General features: G+C 57.6%; 25 protein-coding genes and 1 pseudogene. 11 read left to right on the forward strand and 15 right to left on the reverse strand.

All coding sequences use genetic code 11. From position 1 onward, the window contains the following. Positions 1-91 precede the first annotated feature (91 nt). Entirely contained in the window at positions 92-526 is a 435-nt protein-coding gene (locus PFLCHA0_RS11165) for a hypothetical protein (protein WP_015634968.1), read from the reverse strand. Positions 527-558: 32 nt separating this feature from the next. Beyond that, on the reverse strand, positions 559-927 hold the full coding sequence (locus PFLCHA0_RS11170; protein ID WP_015634969.1) for an antibiotic biosynthesis monooxygenase family protein: 369 nt from the start codon (positions 925-927) through the stop codon (positions 559-561). 132 nt (positions 928-1,059) lie between these two features. Here PFLCHA0_RS11170 and PFLCHA0_RS11175 point away from each other — a divergent pair, with 132 nt between their 5' ends. After that, on the forward strand, positions 1,060-1,488 hold the full coding sequence (locus tag PFLCHA0_RS11175) for a MarR family winged helix-turn-helix transcriptional regulator (protein WP_041752108.1): 429 nt from the start codon (positions 1,060-1,062) through the stop codon (positions 1,486-1,488). A gap of 75 nt (positions 1,489-1,563) precedes the next feature. Here the strand turns inward: PFLCHA0_RS11175 and PFLCHA0_RS11180 are convergent. From PFLCHA0_RS11180 to PFLCHA0_RS11200, 5 genes and pseudogenes are all read right to left on the reverse strand, one after another. After that, positions 1,564-1,767 (reverse strand): annotated as a pseudogene (locus PFLCHA0_RS11180) (type II toxin-antitoxin system HicB family antitoxin); the annotation flags it as partial. Positions 1,768-1,797: 30 nt separating this feature from the next. After that, complete coding sequence (gene arsH, locus PFLCHA0_RS11185; RefSeq protein ID WP_015634972.1) at positions 1,798-2,496, reverse strand: arsenical resistance protein ArsH; 699 nt, start codon at positions 2,494-2,496, stop codon at positions 1,798-1,800. Between the two features lie 9 nt (positions 2,497-2,505). Then, the gene (locus tag PFLCHA0_RS11190; protein WP_015634973.1) at positions 2,506-2,976 is read right to left on the reverse strand and encodes an arsenate reductase ArsC; all 471 of its coding nucleotides are present in this window, start codon (positions 2,974-2,976) and stop codon (positions 2,506-2,508) included. Between the two features lie 28 nt (positions 2,977-3,004). Beyond that, complete coding sequence (locus tag PFLCHA0_RS11195) at positions 3,005-4,288, reverse strand: arsenic transporter (RefSeq protein ID WP_015634974.1); 1,284 nt, start codon at positions 4,286-4,288, stop codon at positions 3,005-3,007. Between the two features lie 20 nt (positions 4,289-4,308). Further along, the gene (locus PFLCHA0_RS11200) at positions 4,309-4,656 is read right to left on the reverse strand and encodes a metalloregulator ArsR/SmtB family transcription factor (RefSeq protein WP_015634975.1); all 348 of its coding nucleotides are present in this window, start codon (positions 4,654-4,656) and stop codon (positions 4,309-4,311) included. Positions 4,657-4,885: 229 nt separating this feature from the next. Here PFLCHA0_RS11200 and PFLCHA0_RS11205 point away from each other — a divergent pair, with 229 nt between their 5' ends. Further along, positions 4,886-5,440 (forward strand): hypothetical protein, encoded by a 555-nt coding sequence (locus PFLCHA0_RS11205; protein ID WP_041752110.1) that lies wholly within the window; start codon positions 4,886-4,888, stop codon positions 5,438-5,440. 233 nt (positions 5,441-5,673) lie between these two features. Here the strand turns inward: PFLCHA0_RS11205 and PFLCHA0_RS11210 are convergent, their stop codons facing one another. Genes PFLCHA0_RS11210 through PFLCHA0_RS11220 form a run of 3 tightly spaced genes read right to left on the reverse strand, consistent with a single transcriptional unit; the run spans position 5,674 to position 7,197 of the window. Beyond that, entirely contained in the window at positions 5,674-6,105 is a 432-nt protein-coding gene (locus PFLCHA0_RS11210) for a carboxymuconolactone decarboxylase family protein (RefSeq protein ID WP_011060488.1), read from the reverse strand. Positions 6,106-6,133: 28 nt separating this feature from the next. After that, entirely contained in the window at positions 6,134-6,754 is a 621-nt protein-coding gene (locus PFLCHA0_RS11215; RefSeq protein WP_015634977.1) for an FMN-dependent NADH-azoreductase, read from the reverse strand. Then, positions 6,751-7,197 (reverse strand): GNAT family N-acetyltransferase, encoded by a 447-nt coding sequence (locus PFLCHA0_RS11220; protein ID WP_041752112.1) that lies wholly within the window; start codon positions 7,195-7,197, stop codon positions 6,751-6,753. The genes PFLCHA0_RS11215 and PFLCHA0_RS11220 overlap by 4 nt, the downstream gene beginning before the upstream one ends. Positions 7,198-7,284: 87 nt before the next feature. On the opposite strand from PFLCHA0_RS11220, the gene pdxR reads away from it, so the two are divergent. Beyond that, a complete protein-coding gene (gene pdxR, locus PFLCHA0_RS11225; RefSeq protein ID WP_015634979.1) occupies positions 7,285-8,688 on the forward strand; it encodes a MocR-like pyridoxine biosynthesis transcription factor PdxR in 1,404 nt (467 codons plus the stop codon). Between the two features lie 155 nt (positions 8,689-8,843). Here the strand turns inward: pdxR and PFLCHA0_RS11230 are convergent, their stop codons facing one another. Continuing rightward, positions 8,844-9,245 (reverse strand): type II toxin-antitoxin system HicB family antitoxin, encoded by a 402-nt coding sequence (locus PFLCHA0_RS11230; protein WP_015634980.1) that lies wholly within the window; start codon positions 9,243-9,245, stop codon positions 8,844-8,846. Between the two features lie 35 nt (positions 9,246-9,280). Then, the gene (locus PFLCHA0_RS11235) at positions 9,281-9,463 is read right to left on the reverse strand and encodes a type II toxin-antitoxin system HicA family toxin (protein ID WP_041752740.1); all 183 of its coding nucleotides are present in this window, start codon (positions 9,461-9,463) and stop codon (positions 9,281-9,283) included. A gap of 692 nt (positions 9,464-10,155) precedes the next feature. On the opposite strand from PFLCHA0_RS11235, the gene PFLCHA0_RS31155 reads away from it, so the two are divergent. The 8 genes from PFLCHA0_RS31155 (at position 10,156) to PFLCHA0_RS11270 (ending at position 18,392) form a co-directional block, all read left to right on the forward strand. Beyond that, positions 10,156-10,674 carry a sugar O-acetyltransferase gene (locus PFLCHA0_RS31155; RefSeq protein ID WP_053150430.1) on the forward strand — a complete coding sequence of 173 codons (519 nt, stop codon included), beginning with the start codon at positions 10,156-10,158 and terminating at the stop codon, positions 10,672-10,674. A 20-nt stretch (positions 10,675-10,694) separates the two neighbouring features. Beyond that, positions 10,695-11,933 carry an aminotransferase class III-fold pyridoxal phosphate-dependent enzyme gene (locus PFLCHA0_RS11240; protein WP_015634984.1) on the forward strand — a complete coding sequence of 413 codons (1,239 nt, stop codon included), beginning with the start codon at positions 10,695-10,697 and terminating at the stop codon, positions 11,931-11,933. Next, positions 11,911-13,698, forward strand: coding sequence for a 1-deoxy-D-xylulose-5-phosphate synthase N-terminal domain-containing protein (locus tag PFLCHA0_RS11245; RefSeq protein WP_015634985.1), 1,788 nt, complete (start codon positions 11,911-11,913; stop codon positions 13,696-13,698). The genes PFLCHA0_RS11240 and PFLCHA0_RS11245 overlap by 23 nt, the downstream gene beginning before the upstream one ends. Before the next feature lie 96 nt (positions 13,699-13,794). Continuing rightward, a complete protein-coding gene (locus tag PFLCHA0_RS11250) occupies positions 13,795-14,640 on the forward strand; it encodes an SDR family NAD(P)-dependent oxidoreductase (RefSeq protein ID WP_015634986.1) in 846 nt (281 codons plus the stop codon). Further along, the gene (locus tag PFLCHA0_RS11255) at positions 14,633-15,256 is read left to right on the forward strand and encodes a DUF1349 domain-containing protein (protein WP_015634987.1); all 624 of its coding nucleotides are present in this window, start codon (positions 14,633-14,635) and stop codon (positions 15,254-15,256) included. The genes PFLCHA0_RS11250 and PFLCHA0_RS11255 overlap by 8 nt, the downstream gene beginning before the upstream one ends. 6 nt (positions 15,257-15,262) lie before the next feature. Beyond that, positions 15,263-16,048 (forward strand): HAD-IIB family hydrolase, encoded by a 786-nt coding sequence (locus PFLCHA0_RS11260; RefSeq protein ID WP_015634988.1) that lies wholly within the window; start codon positions 15,263-15,265, stop codon positions 16,046-16,048. 18 nt (positions 16,049-16,066) lie between these two features. Further along, entirely contained in the window at positions 16,067-17,092 is a 1,026-nt protein-coding gene (locus PFLCHA0_RS11265; protein ID WP_015634989.1) for a methyltransferase, read from the forward strand. Between the two features lie 109 nt (positions 17,093-17,201). After that, complete coding sequence (locus tag PFLCHA0_RS11270) at positions 17,202-18,392, forward strand: MFS transporter (protein ID WP_015634990.1); 1,191 nt, start codon at positions 17,202-17,204, stop codon at positions 18,390-18,392. 484 nt (positions 18,393-18,876) lie between these two features. Here PFLCHA0_RS11270 and PFLCHA0_RS11275 read toward each other — a convergent pair whose 3' ends face one another. The 3 genes from PFLCHA0_RS11275 to PFLCHA0_RS31675 form a co-directional block, all read right to left on the reverse strand. Continuing rightward, positions 18,877-19,158: a hypothetical protein gene (locus PFLCHA0_RS11275; protein ID WP_041752114.1), complete on the reverse strand. Its 282-nt coding sequence runs from the start codon at positions 19,156-19,158 to the stop codon at positions 18,877-18,879. Between the two features lie 778 nt (positions 19,159-19,936). Then, complete coding sequence (locus tag PFLCHA0_RS11285; protein ID WP_041752118.1) at positions 19,937-20,299, reverse strand: DUF6173 family protein; 363 nt, start codon at positions 20,297-20,299, stop codon at positions 19,937-19,939. Between the two features lie 97 nt (positions 20,300-20,396). Then, the gene (locus tag PFLCHA0_RS31675) at positions 20,397-20,999 is read right to left on the reverse strand and encodes a hypothetical protein (protein WP_134532577.1); all 603 of its coding nucleotides are present in this window, start codon (positions 20,997-20,999) and stop codon (positions 20,397-20,399) included. Between the last annotated feature and the right edge of the window lie 60 nt (positions 21,000-21,059).

Here is a 21,059-nt window from a genome sequence, read left to right on the forward strand (position 1 = left end):
ACGGTGGTCTGGTTCCTCCGTAGGAGCTGGCTTGCCAGCGAAGGCGTCGGTCCAGGCAACGCATGGCCTACCGGCCCCAAGGCATGGCCCTCTACAACCGACCGCTAAGCCGCAAACCATCACGCACGTTCAACCCCATCAATGTGAGGTTGGTGGCCCCGGCGATCAGTTCGATGACCTGCACCACGTAAAAACCCGTGTCGAAGCTGCCTGCCGACGCCCACTGGTTGAGCACAATTGCGCAGGGCACGAGCACCAACAGGCCGTTGGCGGCAATGAAGGGCATGCGTTTTTGCTTCGAGGCGATCAGGCGTCCCTGCCGGGCCCGGCTCAGCCCCATGCCGCTGGCTCCCGCCACTGCCATTGCCGGAATCAGCACCCAGAGCCCGGGGCTGACGATCAGTTGCTTGAGTTGAGCGATCGCATGCAGGGTTCCCATGCTTTCCACCAGCAGGGTCGAGACAAAGAACGTGGCGATGCACAGCAGGGCCAGCAGGCTGGCGGTGAGGTGAAGTCGTTTGAGCATGGGGCGCTTCCCGTCAGTCGATTGGGCTGTGTTCACACTGTGCAGATATTCGGCACGGCGACCTTGGTGAACAGATGGGGCATGGCCAGGGCACTGGAGGGGTAGCGGCCCAGGGCGTTGGCGAAATCCGGGTGACTGAAGGCTTCGCGAAAGCGCTCCACCGACTCCCATACCGCGTAGTTCAGGAACATGCAGCTGCCACCGATGGCCTGGTGGAGCTGCGTGGAAATGTAACCGGCACGCTGTTTCATCCAGTTGGCATCCAGCTCCCAGGCACGCAGAAGCTCGGGTATATCGTCCTCGTCGACGCTAAACAGGTTGACCAGCACCACCGGTGACTCGCTGCACTGGAGTTGCTGATGGATGGGGACTACAGGATCGAGCGGGCGAATGGACAACATGGCGATCTCCAGTATGTAAACATGATGACAATGTGGTGCTATGGATAAAAACTAGCTTGATTGACATCATGGTGTCAATGTGAAAAAGTTCGCGACATGAAAAAACCAAACCACACCCCCGCTGGACGCGCCATGACCGATCTGGTCCTCGAGCTCTTTCGAGCCAGTGCGCGCATGCTCACCGCAGGCGACCGCCTGGTGGCCGAGATCGGCCTGACCAGCGCCCGCTGGCAGCTGCTTGGCACGATCGTGGCTGCCGATCGGGCGCAGCCGGTGTCATGGATTGCCCGCGACATGGGCGCCAATCGGCAGAACGTTCAGCGCATCGTCAATGACCTGGTGCAGGATGGCCTGCTGGAATTTCAGCCGAACCCGCATCACCGTCGGGCGCAACTGGTGCTGCTGACGGAGGCGGGAAAGGCGGCATTCGATCAGGCGTTGAAGCTGCAAGCACCCTGGATCAACGAGCTTGCCCAGGGGCTGGAAGTCGATGAGATCCAGACGACCCACCGTGTACTGAACCAGCTGCGCAACCGGCTTGAGCAAGACCAGGGCGAGTGAGCCGGGCCGGCCTGAACACGACCCTCCAACCTGACGGCGTTCTGCATTGGCCCTGTTCCCCGGTTGACCCTGTACTTAGCGCCCGAGCTTTTCCTGTGCCGCCTCCGCCAGAAAGGACGAGCGGCTCTTGATGCTGTGCTCGCGGACAAAACGGTCGATCTGCTGAATCACATAACCGGGCAAGGTCACGTTGACCTTCTCGGTCTTGCCCAGGTAAGGCGTGATGTCGATCTCCAGCATGCCCCAGCCCATCCTCGCCAAATCGGGGGTAGCGAGGTGCGAAGGCTATGAATAGGCCAGTGGTCCCGCTCAGATTGAACGCTGGTTGACCCGGGCCATCAATTGCTCGGCGCTTTCCTTGCGCTCGGAATAACGGTCCACCAGAAACGCCTGCCGGTCGCGCAGCAGCACGGTGAACTTCACCAGCTCTTCCATCACATCCACCAGCCGGTCGTAGAACGGCGAAGGCTTCATCCGCCCGGCGTCGTCGAACTCCATGTAGGCCTTGGGCACCGAGGATTGGTTGGGGATGGTGAACATGCGCATCCAGCGCCCGAGCACGCGCAACTGATTGACCACGTTGAACGACTGGGAGCCGCCGCAGACCTGCATCACTGCCAGGGTTTTGCCCTGGGTCGGACGCACCGCGCCGAGCTCCAGCGGAACCCAGTCGATCTGCGCCTTGAACACCGCCGACATCGCCCCGTGGCGTTCTGGCGAACACCAGACCTGGCCTTCTGACCACAGCACCAGCTCCCGCAGTTCCTGGACCTTGGGATGGTCCGCCGGGGCATCGTCGGGCAAGGGCAAGCCGGAGGGGTTGAAGATCCGCGTCTGGGCACCGAAATGCTCCAGCAGGCGCGCGGCTTCTTCGACCAGCAGCCGGCTGAAGGAGCGTTCGCGGGTGGAACCGTAGAGCAACAGGATGCGCGGCTTGTGCTCGTCTGGCGTCGAAGTGGGCGCGCCATCGAACAGGCGCAAATCCAGGTTGGGTAGGTGCTCGGACATGGGGCCTCCTTAAAGCGTGCCGATGCGATCAAGCTCGGTCTTGAGCTGATCGCGGCTGAGGTGGTCGAAGGGCAGTGCGAAGAAGGCTGCGCAGCGCTGTTCGATCTGCGCCTGGGTGGCGCGGAACGCGGCGTCGATCGCTGCCTCTTCACCGCGCACATCGGACGGGTCCGCCAGCCCCCAATGGGCCTTCAGCGCCGGGCCGAAATACACCGGGCAGCTTTCACCGGCCGCTTTGTCGCAGACGGTGATGACAATATCCGGCGGGTTGTCGGCGAAGGCGTCATTGCCCTTGCTGTACAGGCCGTCGGTGGCGATGCCGGCCTGCTGCAAGGTCGACAGGCTGCGGGGCAGCACCTGGCCCTTGGGGAAGCTGCCGGCGCTGAGCGCCGCGAACCCCTTGGGCGCCAGATGGTTGAACAGGGCTTCGCAAAGAATGCTGCGGCAACTGTTGGCCGTGCACATGAACAGGACTCGCATGGGGGGCTCCTGCCGCTTTGGGCGGCTGTCAGAGGCTCAGGCGCAGGGCCAGGGCCGAAAGGGTGACCAGCAGAACCGGGAGGGTCAGCAGCACGCCGACCTTGAAGTAATACCCCCAGGTGATGCGCAGGCCCTTGCGCTCCAGCACGTGCAGCCAGAGCAGCGTGGCGAGGCTGCCGATGGGGGTGATTTTCGGGCCCAGGTCGCAGCCGATGACGTTGGCGTAGATCATCGCCTCGCGTACCAGCCCCTGCGCCTCGCTGGCCTGAATCGACAGTGCGCCGATCAGCACGCTGGGCATGTTGTTCATCACCGAGGACAGCAGCGCCGACAGCAGGCCGGTGCCCAGGGTGGCGCTCCACAGCCCCTGTTCGGCCAGGCGGTTCAGCACCTGGGCCAGCAGGTCCGTCAGGCCGGCATTCTTCAGGCCGTACACCACCAGGTACATGCCCAGCGAGAACACCACGATCTGCCACGGCGCCTCGCGCAGCACCCGGCGCGTGGAGATCCGGTGGCCCTTGGCGGCGACGGCAAACAGCAGTGCGGCACAGGCCGCCGCCACGGCGCTGATGGGGATGCCCAGGGGCTCCAGGGCGAACAGCCCGACCAGCAGCATCAGCAGGGTCCAGCCCCCGACCCTGAAGGTGGCCCGGTCACGGATCGCCGTGCAAGGTTCCGGCAACGCATCCAGGGCATAGCGTGGCGGCAGGTCCTTGCGGAAATAGAGGAACAGCACCAGCAAGGTCATGGCGACACTGGCCAGGCTCACCGGCAGCATCACCGCCGCGTACTCGGCGAACCCCAGCCGGAAGTAGTCGGCGGACACGATATTCACCAGGTTGGACACCACCAGCGGCAGGCTCGCGGTGTCGGCAATGAAGCCCGCGGCCATGACGAAGGCCAGGGTCGCCCCGGGTGAAAAACGCAGCGCCAGCAGCATCGACATGACGATGGGCGTGAGGATCAGCGCTGCGCCGTCATTGGCGAACAGCGCCGACACCGCCGCCCCCAGCAGCACGCAGAAGGCGAACAGCCGATGGCCGCTACCCCTGGCCCAGCGCACCACATGCAGGGCGGCCCATTCGAAGAACCCGGCCTCGTCCAGCAGCAGACTGATGATGATCACCGCGATGAAAGTCGCGGTGGCGTTCCAGACAATGGCCCACACCGTGGGAATGTCCTGCAGCGATACCGCGCCCACCGCCAGCGCGATCATTGCGCCGAGCGTGGCGCTCCAACCGACGCCGAGGCCCTTGGGCTGCCAGATGACGAGAATCAGGGTGAAGAGAAAAACAGCCACAGCGACAAACATGCAGGTTCACTCGATAGGGGTCAGCAACAGGCGGCTTCGCGAACGGGGCGGCCATCCATGTTCTGCAGGCGCGCGGCGTTGTCCTTGAGCCAAGCGGCGTTGGCCTTGGCCGTCACCTGCAGAATCTCCCGGACCCAGCCCGGCAACTGGGGGTTGAGGCGGTAATACACCCATTGGCCCTGGCGGCGATCGAGCAGCAAGCCACTGCTGCGCAGTTGCGCCAGGTGGCGGCTGATTTTTGGCTGGCTGTCGTCGAGTGCACACATCAGCTCGCAGACACACAGCTCACCCTGATCGGCGATCAGCAGGGTGGCGCGTACACGGGTTTCGTCGGCCAGGCTTTTGAAGACTTCGGGAGGCGTGATCATGCTCGCTCCTTGTATATGGAAAATCGAATATACGAATATCCATATGTATTGTGCAAGCCAAAATTTTTCGAGGCGCCGGCCTGCGGCGAGGAGCGGCCAGAGGAGCGTGGCTTTTCATGGACGTTGCACGGCCGCCCATTGCACTATTGCGCCGGCCTTTCAGCCACTCATCACCCTCCCGTCGAAGACAGAACCCTCGACGGCCCCTGCCAAGGAAGTCATCAGATCCATGACCGTCAGCGAACTGCTTGCCGCCATTCGTAAACCCTATGTCGAAACCCTGGCGCGTGTTGCCGCAGAAGGGGCGGCGTATGTCGAACCCGCTTACCGCAACAGCGATGGTTCGCTGGCGGTTGAAGGGGCCATGGCCACGCCTTGCCGGGTGGATGTGATTGCGGCCGAGGGCGCTTCGGCTGGCGAGCCGGTGCAGGTCGATTCCGAAACCGAGCTGGGCTTTGAGCCTGTGCGCTTTGCGATCGAGCAGATGGCGGTGGTGATCTCGCCCTTTGGCTGGGACTGGTTGCCCCTGGAGGTGCGGGGCTTGAGCCTGGAACAGGCCTCTGAGGTTATTCGGGCGTGGTTCTTTGAGTGGTTCGATGGCGAAGATGAAAACCTGCCAACCGAAGAAGGGCTGCAAGGGGTGCTGCACTTTGTGTCGGACCCGGAGGCCACGGAGGAGGGGTACAGGCTCAAGATTGACCTCGGCTCGGCGCCCGAACAAGCGCTGGAAGCACTGCTGTTTGCATTGGCCGATGCCGGCGCCAGCGGAGCTTTTCTCGCATAGAGCAGGAGAGGCCCCCGAGCCGACCTGATATCGCTTCCCCTGTAGGAGCTGGCTTGCCAGCGAAGCTCGCCAACGATGACGCGGAGCCACCTTCTTACCGCGTGCACCTGGGGGCGGGTGGCGGCCAACCCGGCATCCTGCCGGGTTGGCCACGGCTCGATGCCTGCCTTCGACCCTCCTGTGCGCAGGGGCAGGAAGATCAACAGCCAACACCGCCAACGATAGCCTCGCTCTCAGAGCTTCATGCCCACCGCCAGCCGGTTGAAGGCATTCATCAAGGACACGGCCAAGGTCAGGTCGGAAATTTCAACGTCGCTAAAGTGCGCTTTCAGCGGTTCGTACAGCTCGTCTGGCGCGCCCTTGTCGTGGACGTAGGTGAGGGTTTCGGTCCAGGCCAGCGCGGCGCGCTCGCGTTCGCTGAACAGTTCGCTGACGCGCCAGCCGGCCAGGCAATCCAGCTTGTCTTGCGCCACCCCACACTCGCGCAGGGTCTGTGAGTGCTTGCCCAGGCAGAACGAGCAGCCGTTGATCTGCGACACGCGCAAAAACACCAGTTCCACGAGAGGCAAGCCCAGCGGGCTTGCGACCAGGGCGGTGTTGGTGGCGAGCAGGCCTTGATAGGCGGCTGGCGACAGGGTGGCAAAGGGCAGTCTGAGTTGGCTCATGGTGAAACTCCGATAGGGAAAAAAGTGATCAGGCACAAACGAGAGGGTTGAACAGGGGCTGCAAGGACAGTGCGCTGCGGGCCTCGTCGAGGGTTGCACGCACGGCCTCGTCACCGAACACCAACCCTTGCAGATAAGTGAACTGCAGGTCGAACAGGCCGAGGGTGTTCAGCACCTGGCGCAGGTAAGGCGTGAGAAAGTCTGGCTGCCGTGCCCGCGGGCCCTGGTGAAAGCCGCCGGAACTGACCAGGACATGCACCGGGCGGTCCTTGAGCAGGCCGACCTTGCCCTCCGGACCGGAGCTGAAGGTGCGGTGAATGCGCAGCACGTAGTCGATCCACAGCTTGAGCGCCGCCGGCAGGGTGAAGTTGTGCATGGGCGTGGCAATCAGCAGCACATCGCAGCGCTCCAACTCACGAATCAGCCCTTCGGACACGTCGAACAGTGGCGCGTCGAAAGGCGTGGGGGTGGTCAGGGCGTGGGCGTAGTCCAGGCCCAGCGGTGGCAACGGCTGCGCCCCCAGATCACGCTCGACCAGTTCGAGCTGCGGATAGCGTTGGCGCAGGGAGCTCACCAGCTCCAGTGCCAGCCGGTGCCCCTGGGAAACCTGGCCATGGGGGCTGGCGTTGATCAACAGAACAGTGTTCATACCGGCTCCCCACCCTGAAGTCGCTGAGTGAAGTGCATGCCGCGGGCCAGCAACCCCTGGCGGAAATAGAAGCGCTGGGCCAGAGGCATATGCAGGCCGGTATCCAGCACCAGGTGCTCGCATTGACGCTGCACGGCCTCATCCCGCACCGCACTCAACAGCCGCGCTCCCAGGCCGCTGCGCTGTAGCTCCGGGGTCACCACCAGGTCATCGACGTAGATGAAACGCCCGTAGAGCAGGTTTTCCAGCTCGCGGTAGCCTGCCAGGCCGACGATGCGCTCGGCGTCCCACGCGGCGAGCAAGCGATAGCCCTGCTCGGTTTGCCGGGCTACTTGGGTGACATAGGCCGCCGGGCTGGTGAGGTGGGGGCGCAAGACACGCATCACGTCGAAACTGGCCGCCAGGGCCGCTTCGCTTTCGAGGTGTTGAAGGGTGTAGGGCATGTCCGTCATCCGCTGAAAAGAGATGACCCACTTTAGAAGGTCGATGGCTTAAGCTACAGGGCCAAAAAATGCATAAATGACTAGGCCATGATCCTTCCTTTCGAATTGGACCGCAGCCAGACGGCGCCGATCTATCGCCAGCTTTACCAGCGGTTTCGTGAGTCCATCGCCGATGGTCGTCTGCGTCCGGGGGACCGAGTGCCGGCGGTACGCGCCTTGGCGGCGGAGCTCAACCTGGCGCGAGGCACCGTGGAAGCGGCTTACCAGCTGCTGATAGGCGAGGGCTACCTGATTGCTCGCGGGGCCGCCGGGACCATTGTCACCCCGCAACTGGCACCGATTTGCGCGCCCGCGCAGCGTGCCCCAGTGGCTGCAACGACCCACCAAGCTACCCATGCCGGCACCTCGCCCTTGGCACTGCAAATGGGCCTGCCAGCGCTGGATGCCTTTCCGCGCAAACTCTGGACCCGCTTGGCGGGCCGGCAACTGCGCCAGGCGGGTGTCGAAGGCCTGGTCTACCCGGACGCGCGCGGCTACGCCCCGTTGCGGGCGGCCATTGCCTCCTACCTGGGGATTTCCCGGGGCATCACCTGCCATCCGGAGCAGATTTTCGTCTGCGCCGGCTACCGCGCCTGCCTCGACCTGATCAGCCACACGCTGATGCGCCCAGGCGCCACCTGCTGGCTGGAGGAGCCCGGCTACTTCATGGCCAGGAACGCACTGCTGGAAGCCGGCGCGCAGCTGGTGCCGGTGCCCGTGGACGATCAAGGCCTGGACGTCGCCCAAGGTATCGCCCGCGCGCCAGAGGCCGGCTTTGCCGTGGTCACCCCAACCCACCAGAGCCCGCTGGGGGTGTCGTTGTCCCTGCCGCGGCGCTTGGCCCTGCTGGACTGGGCCAACCGTCAAGGCAGTTGGATCATCGAGGACGATTACGACAGCGAATACCGCTACCAGGGCAAGCCCTTGCCGGCCCTCAAGAGCCTCGACCAGCAGGGCCGCGTGCTCTACACCGGCACCTTCAGCAAAGTCCTGTTTCCGGGGCTGCGCCTGGCCTACCTGGTGGTGCCCGCCGAACAGACCCCAGCGTTCGCCCGCCAGGCCGATCGTTTGCACAACCACTGCCCGCACCTGCTGCAAGCGACCGTCGCGGCCTTTCTCAACGAGGGGCACTTTGCCCGGCACCTGAACAAAATGCGGGGCCTGTATGCGCGTCGGCGGGAATGGCTGATGGAGGCGTTGCACCAGCAGGTGGGTGGCCGCTTGCAGATAGATCCGCAGGCCGGGGGCATGCATGTGGTGGCTGGGCTGGGGGAGGGGGACGATGTGCAGATTGCCCGGCGGGCTCGGGAGGTGGGGATTGCGGTGGAGCCGCTGTCGCAGTGGTATCTGGGGGACGGGAGTAGGCAGGGATTGGTGATGGGGTTTACCAATGTGGTCAGTGCGGAGCAGGCGGTGAGCGTGGCGGTGCGGTTGGGGCGGGTGATTGGGTGAGGTGGGGGTTGTGGCCGCTGAGGCTGGAGTCTCTCCTATGGCAGCGCTCACCATTTGGCAGGCCACACCCCTGTGGCAAGGGAGCTTGCTCCCGCTGGGTTGCGCAGCAACCACAACCGCCCTCACACCGCTCGGCCTGCCCTCTGCAGCCGCTTTCAGCGCCCGAGCTTTTCCAGCGCGGCATCGGCCAGGAAAGACGACCGGCTCTTGATGTTGTGCTCGCGGACAAAGCGGTCGATTTGCTGGATGACATAACCCGGCAGGGTCACGTTGACCTTCTCGGTCTTGCCCAGATAAGGCGCGATATCGATATCCAGCATGCCCCAGCCCATGCCCTCGAAATCGGGGTTGGCGCGGTGCTTGCGGGTGGGAGAGGGCAGGGGAATGGCGTGCCCCGCTCGGGCCAGCTCTTCGAGCATGACGTGGGCAATCTCGATGGCCGCGCTGTAGGCGCTCTCGAAGCTGTCGCCGGCGGTGACTGCGCCGGGAATATCAGGAATCTGGATGCCGGTGGCGGTGTGTTCGTCGCCCCATTCGATGCAGATGGGATATTGCACGGGGATCTCCTCAATAGGTGCGAAGGTGGTGGGAGCTAGATCAGTTCAGCCAGTTTTCTGATGGCCCTGACCGTACCCCGTGGCAGATCCTTCTTCGGGTGAGGCGCCGGAACGGTGTTGGGCCTGTAAGGATGCTTGAACAGATGATGGCTTTCGGTGACTCGCTCCAGCACCCATCCTGTGGCTTCAAGCTCCTTGATCAACTGTCTGCTTTGCACCTCCATCTCCTTATCGGGGCGAGAGGTGCTTTATAACTCCAGGCGCATAATGGCGCAGGTTGAATTGTCTGTCTGGAGTTATGTGTCGGGACATGTCGTTCCGGGTGGTTTTTGGCCTTGGACGGTTGGGCTGGCCGTTCAGGGAGGCTTGGGTGTCGAGGTAGAAAATGGCGCCGTCATAGCAACGTTGCCAGCAGGCCGCGAAACGCTTGCACACCTCAAAGCGCTGATCCAGATCGGCCATGCGTGCCTGATGTGCGCTCAGTGTTTCCTTCAGCAGTGCTTGCTGGGCTCGGTAGCAGCAAGTCCCTTATCAGCCTACGCATCGCTGGTCAGGTGCGACGCGTAATTGGCAGCCCATCGGCGCCGTCACACTTAATCCAGAAGGGAAGTAACAGGCCCTGAAAACAGTGACAGAACAATACGACTGACGTAATAACAAATTTGCAAAGCGCTGGTGGCGAGTGTAGAAGGTGGAAAAATTTCAGAAAGTTCTGAAGTATATTTAAAAAATAAATAGTAGATGGAGATGATGATGGCTGAAGGGAATCAGGCTATTGGGGAAGTGTGGGCGTTAGTTGTTGGTGGTAGTGGCATTCACGGAACTAATGATTGTCTTTTTTGCCCCCGTTTACTTGCCGATCAGCACGGCATGAGTGCTCTCTGTTACGCCCGTGTGTACAGGGTGGCGTATGCGTGAGTTCATGACATTCGATGCGGCGGAACCTGCTTTAGTTGCCCGTAGGCGCATCGCCCGTGCTTTGTGTTCCTCCATCAGCAATAACCCTGATGGTCGGGAGCCGCTTTATAAACTGCTGTTCGGGTCAGTGGGTGAGGGGTTTGAACAGTGGGGCAATTTCTTTTGTGAGTTTGGTTCGAACATAAACATTGGTGACGGTGTTTTTATTAACGCCAATGGGGTGTTCCTCGATGCGTTTGAAATAAACATCGGGAACCGTGTGTTTATCGGGCCTCATGTCGGTATTTATACCTCTAACCATGCCAAGGATCTTGAGCAGCGGCGTCGTTATATAGAATCGGGTGCACCTGTAGTCATTGAAGATGATGTATGGATTGGCGGCGGCGCAACAATCTTGCCGGGCGTCACAGTGGGTAAGGGGTCAATTATCGGTGCGGGTGCTGTCGTGGCAAAGTCGGTTCCGCCACACAGTAAAGTGCTGGGCGCTGGTTCTCAGGTTTATCCGATCTAATCAATAGAGGGCATAAAGGGATGTTTGTCTATCAGTCACGCGTGAAAGATCAAATTGTTGGCTCTGTTAAAGATGTCAGTGTTCATGCAGAGGGTGGCATCTACACTGATGCGATTTCGGGCATGTTTAACGTACCGTTCGGGTATTCGTGCGACCCCATCAAGCAGCATATTTCCAAAACGTTGACGGATCTGCCTTTCCACCCCAAGGATCATTTCTATTCGTCCGAGCTGTTTGAAACTTCAGAGCTGGTGCTCAAACGCGCCAAGATGGAAGATGGCGGCTTGCTGTATGTCAACAGCGGCTCGGAAGCCATCGAGTCGTCGATTGCCATGGCCTTGGAATATCACCAGCGCAAAGGCAATACGTTCAAGAAGAAAGTGATCTGCCGCAAGCACTCCTATCACGGCGCCACCTTGGGGGCCCACAGTATTACCGGCAGGAACGATTTCAAGGACCTGCGTTGCAGCGGTTACGACACGATTCGGATCAACCCGCCATTCCCTGTCGTTCACGAAGGTCAGGCGTTGGAAATGCACAGCGTGGCGGATGTGGAGAATATTATTCTTCATTATGGTGCGGAGCAGATCGCTTGCATTATTTTCGAGCCGGTCAACCATTTGAAAGGGATGCGGCAAACTCCCGGCGAGTACCTGATCGGTATTCGTGAACTCTGTGACCGTTACGATATTGTGATGATTACCGATGAAATCGTGACCGGCGCCTCTCGAACCGGAGAGTTCTTGAATACCCATCAGTTTGGGGTTTCTGCCGATATCGTCGCGCTCGGGAAAGGCATCAGCGGTGGTTATTACCCGGCATCCGCTATGGCGACATCCCATAAAATCGCCTCGGTGTTTGACAAGCCAGAGCCGTGGATCCCGTTTTCCTATTCGCATACCTATGCAAGCAACCCGGTTTCGATCGCGGCCATCAATGCGTCGATGCGCGTGCTGGAACAGATAGAGGCCGCAGGGCAGCTACAAAAACTCATTACAAAGACTCAGGCGCTGTGTCAGGAAATCGCCGGGAATGAGCGGATCGCCCGAATTGAATCCCATGGCTTGCTGATCGGCATAACCCTGGACTCAAGCCTTGGGGAGCAGGCAGGCAAGAAATTGGGTGGGCTGTGCTTTGAAAGGAAGTTGATTATCCGAGGTGAGGAAGATTGGGCTTGCCTGGCGCCCGCCTACATCATGTCAGAAGAAACGCTAAGTGACGTGTTCGAGGTGTTGAATGAATCAATTAGTCAGTTATGACCTCGAGCCAGTTGCCAGCCTGTTGACGCCGTTATATGGCATTCGTCAAAGCGTGCATAAACGGAAGGCGTACCTGACGGCCGATGAGTATGTGCGTGCCAATGAGGAAGTTGAAGTCGGTATTGCCGAGTCGTCGAAGTGCCAGACGATCAACGAACTGTCGGTAGCCATCGCCAGACAATTTACGCCGTTCTATTCAGACGTAAGGGGCTGCCTGGAGCGGATTCATGAAATTGCCGGTTACGGAACCCTGGCATCTTGCCTGTCGTCACTGAACATTGCCGAAGCACTGTTTGCATTGGAACTCTGCAATGCGGCAGGGGTGGCCAATCAGGATCTGGTGATTGGCAGGGGGCATATTGCGCCATTGTTTTATGCTTATCGTCATGTGCTCAACGGTATGCCTTTGGCTTTTTTGGCTGCGGTTCACGACAAGATTCCGGCTGTTGTCAATAAACACTACGGTTTTGCCTACAGCATGCGGCATAGCCTGGGCGAGGGAGTGGGCATTGCGTTGGGGCGGGCCAATACCAATCGTGATGCACGTGTTATCTGTGTGGCGGGTGACGGTGAGTTGAACGAAGGGGTGTCTTTCGAGGCGATTCGCCTGATTGGCGAACTTGAGGTCAAGAACCTGACGTTGATAGTGGACAACAATGGCAGAGGGATTGACCCACTTCCCGGGAAGTTGAAGCCGGAGTATTTGGCCGCCTACTTTTCTGATGTTTATGAAGTGGATGGACACGACACCCAGGCGATCAGTGAACACGTTCGCCAGGCAGAGAAGGACCATCGCTCGGCCGCGATCATCTGTCATACCGAAAAAGGCGTTCACTCCTTCAAACGTGCCAGCCATCAGAGTTTGATGACGTCAACGGACGATCAGCAGAAGAATGATCTGAGGAAAGCTTCCAGTTGCAGTCGAACGGCCGACATTATCGAAGAAGTTCGGTCAGGGGCACCTGCCCATGTATTCACTGCGGATCTGGCCGCTCGGTTTGGCCTTAAGTCATTGTCCGGTTATTGCAACACCGGCCTGGCCGAGTCAGCGTTGCTGACCTGCGCGATGGGGTGCCCGGATGATGAACTGAAGTTTGTCCTGACCGATGACAAGTATTACCTCAACGCGATAGATGTACTGCACTCTGCTTTGATTGCCTGTCGTAATTTGCATGTCATTGGCGCTCGGAAGAACGGTGTGTGGGGCGGAGCTACATACGCCTCAACCGTATTCAGCTTGCTGACGGAAGAAACCGTATACGAACTGACAGACCCTCTCGATCTGTTGGCCTGTATTCATCGACAGAAAGCGCTGGGTGGAAACGGCCTGTACTTAATGTACGACCAGCCCATGGAAAGAGTGTGTGCCCTGAGAGAGAAGTACCGGAAGCTGTCTGAAGATATCTATATTTTTCAGCCCGAGTTTGCCGCCGGTTCATTGATAGTGTCATCGGAGTCGATGGCGTATGAAGCCTTTCAGGTCGCCACGACAAAAAGATGCACGCATATCCGGTTCCTGTCCGTTCGGCCGGATCTTGAGCTGGTTAAAGAGATGCTGAGCCAATGTGCCGAAATTATTGTCGTAGAACATAACAGTGGTCGCTTCAACCTGGCTGAATACATTGAGTCCAGGTTGCTGGTTCGAGTTCGCAAGGTCTTCAGTGATGCCTACGAGTGGCCAACAACCGAGACTTTCCAGGCAAATGTTGCACCTCGAGCACTGGGTGCATTGTTGGCTGATCCGCCGTACGCATTAGTTAATTAGACTTCACACGTTTAAATGCAGTTTCAACTACTTATTGGTTTTCTGAGCCCTGTATAGGGTTCGGCGGGCTTTCTATGGATTCAGGAGCAGTGGTTTATGACGCAGGGAAATAAAGCGCAAGGCAAGTTGTCCGGTAAAACCATGATCGTCGTGGGCGGTGCCAGAGGCATCGGCTCCGCGATTGTTGAAGTACTGGCCAAAGAAGGTGTTCATGTCTACATCTTTGATACCGACCGGACACCCAATGCAATCAACCACTATCAAACTCAGGATGTCAGTGGTTATCAGGCGGCTCGCACGCTGGCGGCGGATCTGGTGGAGCAAGGGCTTTCGGTGAAGGCCATTGCGGTCGACGCAACGTCTGAAGCCCAGGTCATAGAGGCCGTAGCGGGCGTTGTCCATGAGTCAGAGCACTTTTACGGCCTGGTCAACGCCATTGGCAGCAGCCACCTGATCAACACGGTTGAATCATCGTTGAGCGAGTTTGACGCGATCGTGCAAACCAACCTTACAGCGCCTTACCTGACGTCGCGTGAAGCTGCCCGCGCACTGATCCAGAGAGGCAAGGGTGGCGCGATCCTGAATATCAGCTCCATTGCCGCAAAAGTCGCCTTTCCTGGAATATCTTCCTACTGCGCCGCGAAAGCCGGGTTGCAGGGCTTCTCTGGCGCCTTGGCGCTGGAGTTGGCCACTCACAATATCCGGGTCAACTGCGTTTGCCCCGGCATCGTCAAAACCAATATGTGGAAGTACCTGGAGAACCGCCTCATCGAGCCCAACGAGTCGCTGGATGACTTGTGGGCTCGCATGGAGGGCCTGATCCCGTTGGGTCGTACACAGATCCCGGAAAACATTGCCCGGTTCTGTCTGGCGGTGCTTGAGAACGAAGACATCACGGCTCAATCCCTGTCGGTCGATGGCGGAATGAACCTGTATGGATGACACCGTTGGCACTACGCCTCTTTTGCGCGAAGACCCGAACACCGTACTGAGGATCAGTGATCGTGTGTTCGCTGCCGAGCATTGCGCACAGCTGCGTTATGTAGCGCCGGTTCTGAAAATGCGAAGCGAACCCGGTAGCGATTCGTTCAATATTCCAGGGCTTCATACGGTGGACAGCTTGGGCACTTTGCTCACGTCGGTGACGGGAGAGTTTGCCCTTGGCGCTGACATCAAGTTATTCAGCCTGGCCAAGTTTGATGCTGCAGGGCTCTTTCTTGAAGTCGGGCTGCACAAGCTGAAGTTCGGTGTTGAAGAGTACGGCAGCAACAAGAAGATCGTATCGGTGCATTCATCGCCCTATAGCGATGAAGTCAATGGCATCGAGGTAAACGATAAGCCTGTGCGGCTGTTCATTTCGCGAAGTGGGGATGTGTTCTCGTGTTATCTGAGTGGCTCTGAGGGTGCGGTGGTGTTTCATCGGGCGTTCTATGTGAGCAACTGCCCGGATGAAGTGCGCGTCGGGTTTAGTGTGCAGTCGCCCTTTTCCGAGGGAGCGGTCGGGGAGTTTTCCCGGATTGAAATATCCTCACAGTCCATGGGACTCATCAGAGAGTGAGCAGGTATGACGAGCAAAGACACCTGGTTGATAGTTTCTGATTTTGACGAGACGTTCATGCCGGTCTTGTCGTCTCGAGAGGCGGATGCCGGGATAGACGAACTGGAAAGCTGTTTGAATCAACTGAAACGCAAGCACCACCTGTTGTTTGGCTGGGCCACGGGAAACAGTCAAGCGGTGGTCCTGGACAAGATGAAGAGATACCCCGAATTTCCCTGGGACTTTGCACTGACCAGTCTGGGAACCGAGTTGTACTGGAATCACCCGGACCGTGTTCTGGAGGATGAGGGTTGGCCGTTACAAGGCGCAGGCACCTTTCCAGAGCGGGTCATAAGGCTGAGCACCCTGTTCGAGCAAGAGGGTATTGAGTTGACGTTGCAGTCGGAGACTTTCCAGCAAAAACGCATTCGGGGTTATTACTTGAAGGCCGATGGCAATGAAGCGATCGCCATCGAGCAGATTCATAGACTCTGTTTGCAGGTGGGTCTTGAGGCCTCGATTACCTACGCCAGTGCCGCCGCCGGCGACCCTGAGAATGTCTACGATGTAGCCATCATGCACCCGGGGTGCGGAAAGAAGCAGGGGGTCGATTTCATCGTCAAGAAACATGAGATTTCCCCCGCCAGAGTCATCTCGTTCGGGGACAGTTGTAATGACATCGAGATGTTGAAGGCCTGTTCACATGGTTACCTGGTGGGCAACGCTTCGCATGAGGCCAGGCAGGCGTTTGATCGTGTTGTTGAGGGTTTTTATTGTCACGGCATCGTTGATGGTCTTCAACGGCATTTTTGAAATGGGATATGCATCTACATGGATAGTACAGGGCACACGGAGCATCACAGTGATAAACAGATATTTGATATCTACTTCGGGTTTATCAATACCTACACCTTGTTTTTTGCGGATGAAGTAAAACTGTTTGATCTGCTTGAAGGCAAAGCGCTGAGGCTGGGTGAAATCGGCTCGGCATTGGAACTGGCACCTCGGGCAGCACAGGCGCTTGTGGCTATGTGCACCAGTCAGGGGCTGCTTGAGAAGAGTGGGGAGTGCTATGGCCTGACGTCTTTGGCGCAAGCGTTTCTGACTCGAAAGTCGGAGACCTCGTTCAGTGGGGTTCTGCAATCCGCACGCCACAAAGAAGATGCGTTCTCTTATGCATTCTTCAAAGAGTCGATGCTCAGTGGAGAGTCCGGGTTGTTCGGTGAGACGGATCTGTTTGAGAACAATGCGCAGGACCAGTTACACAGCGAAATTTTCACCAAGGCGATGCACAGTAAAAGCAAAGGACCGGCTCGGGCCTGGTCGGGTCGGATTGATCTGTCCGGGTATAGCTGTCTTCTGGATGTGGGCGGTGGTTCGGGTGTTCACTCTATTTGTGCGTTGGAGAAATGGCCTGAACTGAATGCCGTGATCTTTGATCTTCCCTATGTCTGCGATATTGCCGATACCTACGTCGAGCAGTACCGGATGGCGGGGCGCATCACAACCCATAAAGGAGACATCTGGGCGTCTGAGTATCCAGCCGCCGATGTGCATCTTTACAGTGATATCTTTCATGATTGGCCGCTGGACAAGTGTCTGTTTCTGGCCAAAAAGAGTTTTGATGCACTGCCCAGCGGCGGCCGTATCATTCTTCATGAGATGTTTTTTAATAAAGACAAGACCGGCCCACATAATGTCGCGGCTTATAACGCGAACATGTTGCTGTGGACCCAGGGTCAGCAATTGTCAGAGACCGAGATAAGGGAGCTGCTGACGATCGCCGGTTTTCGCGATATTACAGTTTCCCGCACGCAATACGGTGACTGGAGCCTGGCAACCGGAATCAAGTATTAAGGTTGCTGACAACCAATGCCCTATGAGGGCGTTCTGATTGCACAGTGTGAACTCAAGGTCCGGCGCATTCGCCCCGGACTTCACTTGTGTCTTCTTGCGGGAGATTAAAGTGATCCCAGTACGTTACCGTATTCTTTGTATTTACTCCGGCATGCTGGCGTTGACCCAGTATGAATGGATGCGCTTTGCGCCTATCACGGATCAGGTGTCCACCCAGTACGGTATTACTTATGGGGAAGTCGGTTCATTGTCTTTGGCTGTGACGGCACTTGCATTACCGCTGGCACTTCCCAGCGGTGGCCTGATTGACCGGATATCGGTACAAACAGCCTTGCGTATCACAGCCATTGCCATGTTGTTGGCGGCCTTGATCCGGGTGTTACAGCCCCATTATGAATACCTGCTTGCCGGCCAACTGTTGTTCGGGTTTGTTCAACCCTTGACCATGTCGCTGCTCGTCAAGTTGATGATCACCTGGTTTTCTGAAGACGAACATGTGCGGGTCACGACGCTGTTCAGTACGGTGATTTTCCTGGGTATAGGCTCCGCGTTCATGATTGTCCCGTTGACGGAGGAGGGGAACGTTAGCAGTTCGTTGTTGATTGACGTCGCGATCCTGGGGCTGATTGCGCTATTGACCTTCATTTATGTCCCGCGAGATGGCCCTCTTGTGCAAACAACGTCCGCCCCGACCAAGTCCGGCGGCCGTTTACTGGCGGAGGGTATCGATTTATTGCGCACGGCTCCGTTCACGGCGGTTTTGCTGATGATTTTTTTAACCAACGGCTATTTCTCCGCCATTACGACATGGCTGGAGCCGATCCTGTTGCGTCAGGGGATCGATGCCCAGGTTTCAGGATTTATCGTTGTTCTGATGTTGGCCGGTGGTATCGCGGGTATGACGTTCATGCCTTTACTGGTGCGTAGCGGTGCAAGCGTGGGGGGCATTCTGTCCGGGGTTTCATTGTTGGCAGGGGGAGGTACGGTACTGCTTTTCACCTCGGGTTCCCCTTGGATATTGAGCCTGGCAGGGATCGTGATCGGTGCCGCGCTGTTATCTCCGCTGCCTCTTTTGCTGCAACTGATAGCCGACACTGCCGGACTCTCCAGGTCTGGGACGGCGACCTCAATTTTCTGGTTAGTCGGCAATATTGGCGCCACGATAATGATCGCGACGTTGGGGGTTATCGCCGACCACGGTGACTGGGGAATGGCAGCGGTATTGCTGTGTCTGGTTCTGGTCGTCCAGATAACGATTTCTCTCATGGGCTTTCGAATGGTCGGCGCTAGCACCACCTGACTTCATACGGTTCTGTGTACATATCCGTTGCTGTGGTCACGGCCGCTTAGGGTTTCGCTCTTACAGCGACTCACTTTTGAAAAGCGCAAAAGTAAGCAAAACGCTCCTGCCCCCGCATCCGGCGCCTCGCCTAGGCTCGGTGTTCCCTCACTCCGGCATTGCTCCGGGGGCACGCCGCCACAGGCCATCCATGGCCTGGGGCGGCTAGCTCGGCATCCATGCCGAGCTGCCCCCTGCGCAACGCCTGCGTTCGGCCTCCTGAAGGGGCAGGAAGATCAAAAGCCAGATCAAAAGCCAAAGCAAAGCCAAGCGCGTTTTACGCGCTGTCGTAGGAGCCGGCTTGCCAGCGAATTGGCCCGTAAGTCATACATCGCCCTTGCTGGCGCTTGCGCAATGCCTGCACTCGGCTTCCTGAAGAGGCAGGAAGATCAAAAGCCGGAGAAAACCCATGCGCGTTTTACGCGCTTATTGAATTCAATGGCCTTCAGGGCTCCTGCCCAGTTCGCCACTGAATCACCTCCAGCACCGCGCAACCCTCCCGGGTGAGCAGATGCACCCCTCGGGTGACCCGCGTCAGGTCGCAGTCGGCAATGTCTTTCAGGTTAAGCGTGGACAGCGTGTCCATCAGATCCCGCACCACGGTGAAACGATGGGCCGCACTGCTGGCCAGATCGTTCAGAGAGGCTTGGGTATCGAGGTAGAAAACGGCTTGGTTGGCGTCATGGGTGTCGACGGGGGAGAAGCGGTGAACCGATTGATCGTCCATGGTCGTTACTCGTTGTAGAGCTTCCACCATCTGCGGCCAAGCAAATTGAGGGTGGCAGCTGTGTGAGGGTTGGCCGACCGGTAACAACGACACCGGCACACCCGAAGGTGTCCCGCACACAGCCGCCATAACACAGAATTGCAGCCACAAAAAAAGCGTCTGCAATGGTGTTTTGGACGCTGATGCGTCGTTGTAATTCGACCGGCCAAGGTCGTTCGCGGATTTTGCCGCGAGGGCGAACTATAGGGGGGGAGTTTGCGCAGCACAACCATGTGTCGGTGAGAATGTTTGAGGCAGTGTGTCATGGCGATAGCAGTGGTCACCGCAGGTAAGTGATGAGGTTCTAATCACCCTCATGTTTAAACCTCTACATGCCCGAAGTCGGTAGCCAACGGCGGAAGTCGGCTATGGATTCAACCGGTCGCGATAGGCAGAAAACGGCCAGGGGCGGTCGCTCGTTATCGGTAGTTTTAACTCCTCGGCGGTCTGACACCTCAGACATAAACAATCATATGAGCATATGGGGTTTACTCGGATTGAGCAGGCGCTAGAGCTTTGACATAGTCTTGGCACGTCTGCGACGCAATCAGTCCATCGTCACCGTCGTCGGTGATGCCGACAATTCGTTGGGCATACGCTGGGGCAAGTCTATTAGACAGCTCCAGCGCGGTGGTACTCCAAGCGCGCATCCGGTAAAAACGAATCGAGCTGATTGCCAAAGAAAATAGCTTCCATTTCGCCTTGCTCAGCGTCACAGTCGGTTAGAAGGGCCTTTCAATCATTTATCCCAGATGAAACCAACCCGGAAGGGCTTTTCCTGAAGTTTTGGAACCGCAACCAGCAAAAAGCTTAACTGTGACACATGTTGAACGAGCTGCAGTTGGCTGCCAGTGCTATCGACACCGGTAAAAGTAATCAGAAATGGCGCTGTGTAGCCGATGTTTTGAACGTGAATTTGAATTGACTGGCCAAATGTTATAAGTCTGGCACCTACCTCGTGATCATCGTCTAGGCTGGATTCAAAACCTGTGACGTATTCGTGCAAGCCCTTGAATACAGCGATGACTGGGTTATCCCTATCAAATTGCTCTTTATTTATTGCTCTATTCATCTCGGATATGAGCGGAGTTCTGACTTCCATCTGCTGATTTTTCCATTAGTTCGCGCAATGCGAAAAATGACGATATACCCCAACCCCAAAAAACTTCCACCATGCAGTTGGGCGGTTTGATTTTTCTTTACATAAACCCGGAGCCTCTTACTGGAGCCCCGAGAGTGACACCGTCCCATAGAGGGTGATGCAACTCAGGCCCGCTGGCTCCAAGATCTGAAATATCATGACATATTTGATATCGTGCGCCGTCAGCCGAAATCAACTCAATGCTAACTAGTTCATATGCATTAAAGGCATAGTCAAAATCACTTGGTATCTTAAATTCAACGGGATGATTTACATCAATTGGTAGGATTTGCCCCGGATCGAGTAGGCGGGAATTTATCTCAGCATCATATAAAGTCGTGAACGAATGACTTGACCGAAGATGCCCGCGATTGTCAGGTCCTCTGAGAATCTCGACAGATTTTACATATAGTGCCTGTTTGCCGGTATTGCTTAAGGTGTATCTGAGGTGCCGTGTCGCAGGACTAACAAGATGATCCTTAGGTGTATCGTAAATATTATCTCCAAATTGCAATAAAACTGACTCAGGTGTAAATGTTCTTTCGAGAAGGATCAACATCGCGCTGGAAGGTTTGTATAGTTGAGAAAAATACAACGCTGCGAAGGAAATGAGCAATGCCCCGCCTGAAAGAGCCAACGTCATTAAGTCTTTCGCTTCCATCTATCAGCTCCATCTGCACTCCGCTATCACACCCGATTCCAAACCAAATTGCTAGCACGA

Origin of the sequence: Pseudomonas protegens CHA0, assembly GCF_000397205.1 — a bacterium.
GTDB lineage: Bacteria > Pseudomonadota > Gammaproteobacteria > Pseudomonadales > Pseudomonadaceae > Aquipseudomonas > Aquipseudomonas protegens.

Bases quoted from the DNA above. Each gene is read 5' to 3' on its own strand.
- PFLCHA0_RS11165 (WP_015634968.1), bottom strand. From the start codon at position 526: ATGCTCAAACGACTTCACCTCACCGCCAGCCTGCTGGCCCTGCTGTGC.
- PFLCHA0_RS11170 (WP_015634969.1), bottom strand. From the start codon at position 927: ATGTTGTCCATTCGCCCGCTCGATCCTGTAGTCCCCATCCATCAGCAA.
- PFLCHA0_RS11175 (WP_041752108.1), top strand. From the start codon at position 1,060: ATGACCGATCTGGTCCTCGAGCTCTTTCGAGCCAGTGCGCGCATGCTC.
- arsH (WP_015634972.1), bottom strand. From the start codon at position 2,496: ATGTCCGAGCACCTACCCAACCTGGATTTGCGCCTGTTCGATGGCGCG.
- PFLCHA0_RS11190 (WP_015634973.1), bottom strand. From the start codon at position 2,976: ATGCGAGTCCTGTTCATGTGCACGGCCAACAGTTGCCGCAGCATTCTT.
- PFLCHA0_RS11195 (WP_015634974.1), bottom strand. From the start codon at position 4,288: ATGTTTGTCGCTGTGGCTGTTTTTCTCTTCACCCTGATTCTCGTCATC.
- PFLCHA0_RS11200 (WP_015634975.1), bottom strand. From the start codon at position 4,656: ATGATCACGCCTCCCGAAGTCTTCAAAAGCCTGGCCGACGAAACCCGT.
- PFLCHA0_RS11205 (WP_041752110.1), top strand. From the start codon at position 4,886: ATGACCGTCAGCGAACTGCTTGCCGCCATTCGTAAACCCTATGTCGAA.
- PFLCHA0_RS11210 (WP_011060488.1), bottom strand. From the start codon at position 6,105: ATGAGCCAACTCAGACTGCCCTTTGCCACCCTGTCGCCAGCCGCCTAT.
- PFLCHA0_RS11215 (WP_015634977.1), bottom strand. From the start codon at position 6,754: ATGAACACTGTTCTGTTGATCAACGCCAGCCCCCATGGCCAGGTTTCC.
- PFLCHA0_RS11220 (WP_041752112.1), bottom strand. From the start codon at position 7,197: ATGCCCTACACCCTTCAACACCTCGAAAGCGAAGCGGCCCTGGCGGCC.
- pdxR (WP_015634979.1), top strand. From the start codon at position 7,285: ATGATCCTTCCTTTCGAATTGGACCGCAGCCAGACGGCGCCGATCTAT.
- PFLCHA0_RS31155 (WP_053150430.1), top strand. From the start codon at position 10,156: ATGCGTGAGTTCATGACATTCGATGCGGCGGAACCTGCTTTAGTTGCC.
- PFLCHA0_RS11240 (WP_015634984.1), top strand. From the start codon at position 10,695: ATGTTTGTCTATCAGTCACGCGTGAAAGATCAAATTGTTGGCTCTGTT.
- PFLCHA0_RS11245 (WP_015634985.1), top strand. From the start codon at position 11,911: ATGAATCAATTAGTCAGTTATGACCTCGAGCCAGTTGCCAGCCTGTTG.
- PFLCHA0_RS11250 (WP_015634986.1), top strand. From the start codon at position 13,795: ATGACGCAGGGAAATAAAGCGCAAGGCAAGTTGTCCGGTAAAACCATG.
- PFLCHA0_RS11255 (WP_015634987.1), top strand. From the start codon at position 14,633: ATGGATGACACCGTTGGCACTACGCCTCTTTTGCGCGAAGACCCGAAC.
- PFLCHA0_RS11260 (WP_015634988.1), top strand. From the start codon at position 15,263: ATGACGAGCAAAGACACCTGGTTGATAGTTTCTGATTTTGACGAGACG.
- PFLCHA0_RS11265 (WP_015634989.1), top strand. From the start codon at position 16,067: ATGGATAGTACAGGGCACACGGAGCATCACAGTGATAAACAGATATTT.
- PFLCHA0_RS11275 (WP_041752114.1), bottom strand. From the start codon at position 19,158: ATGGACGATCAATCGGTTCACCGCTTCTCCCCCGTCGACACCCATGAC.
- PFLCHA0_RS11285 (WP_041752118.1), bottom strand. From the start codon at position 20,299: ATGGAAGTCAGAACTCCGCTCATATCCGAGATGAATAGAGCAATAAAT.
- PFLCHA0_RS31675 (WP_134532577.1), bottom strand. From the start codon at position 20,999: ATGGAAGCGAAAGACTTAATGACGTTGGCTCTTTCAGGCGGGGCATTG.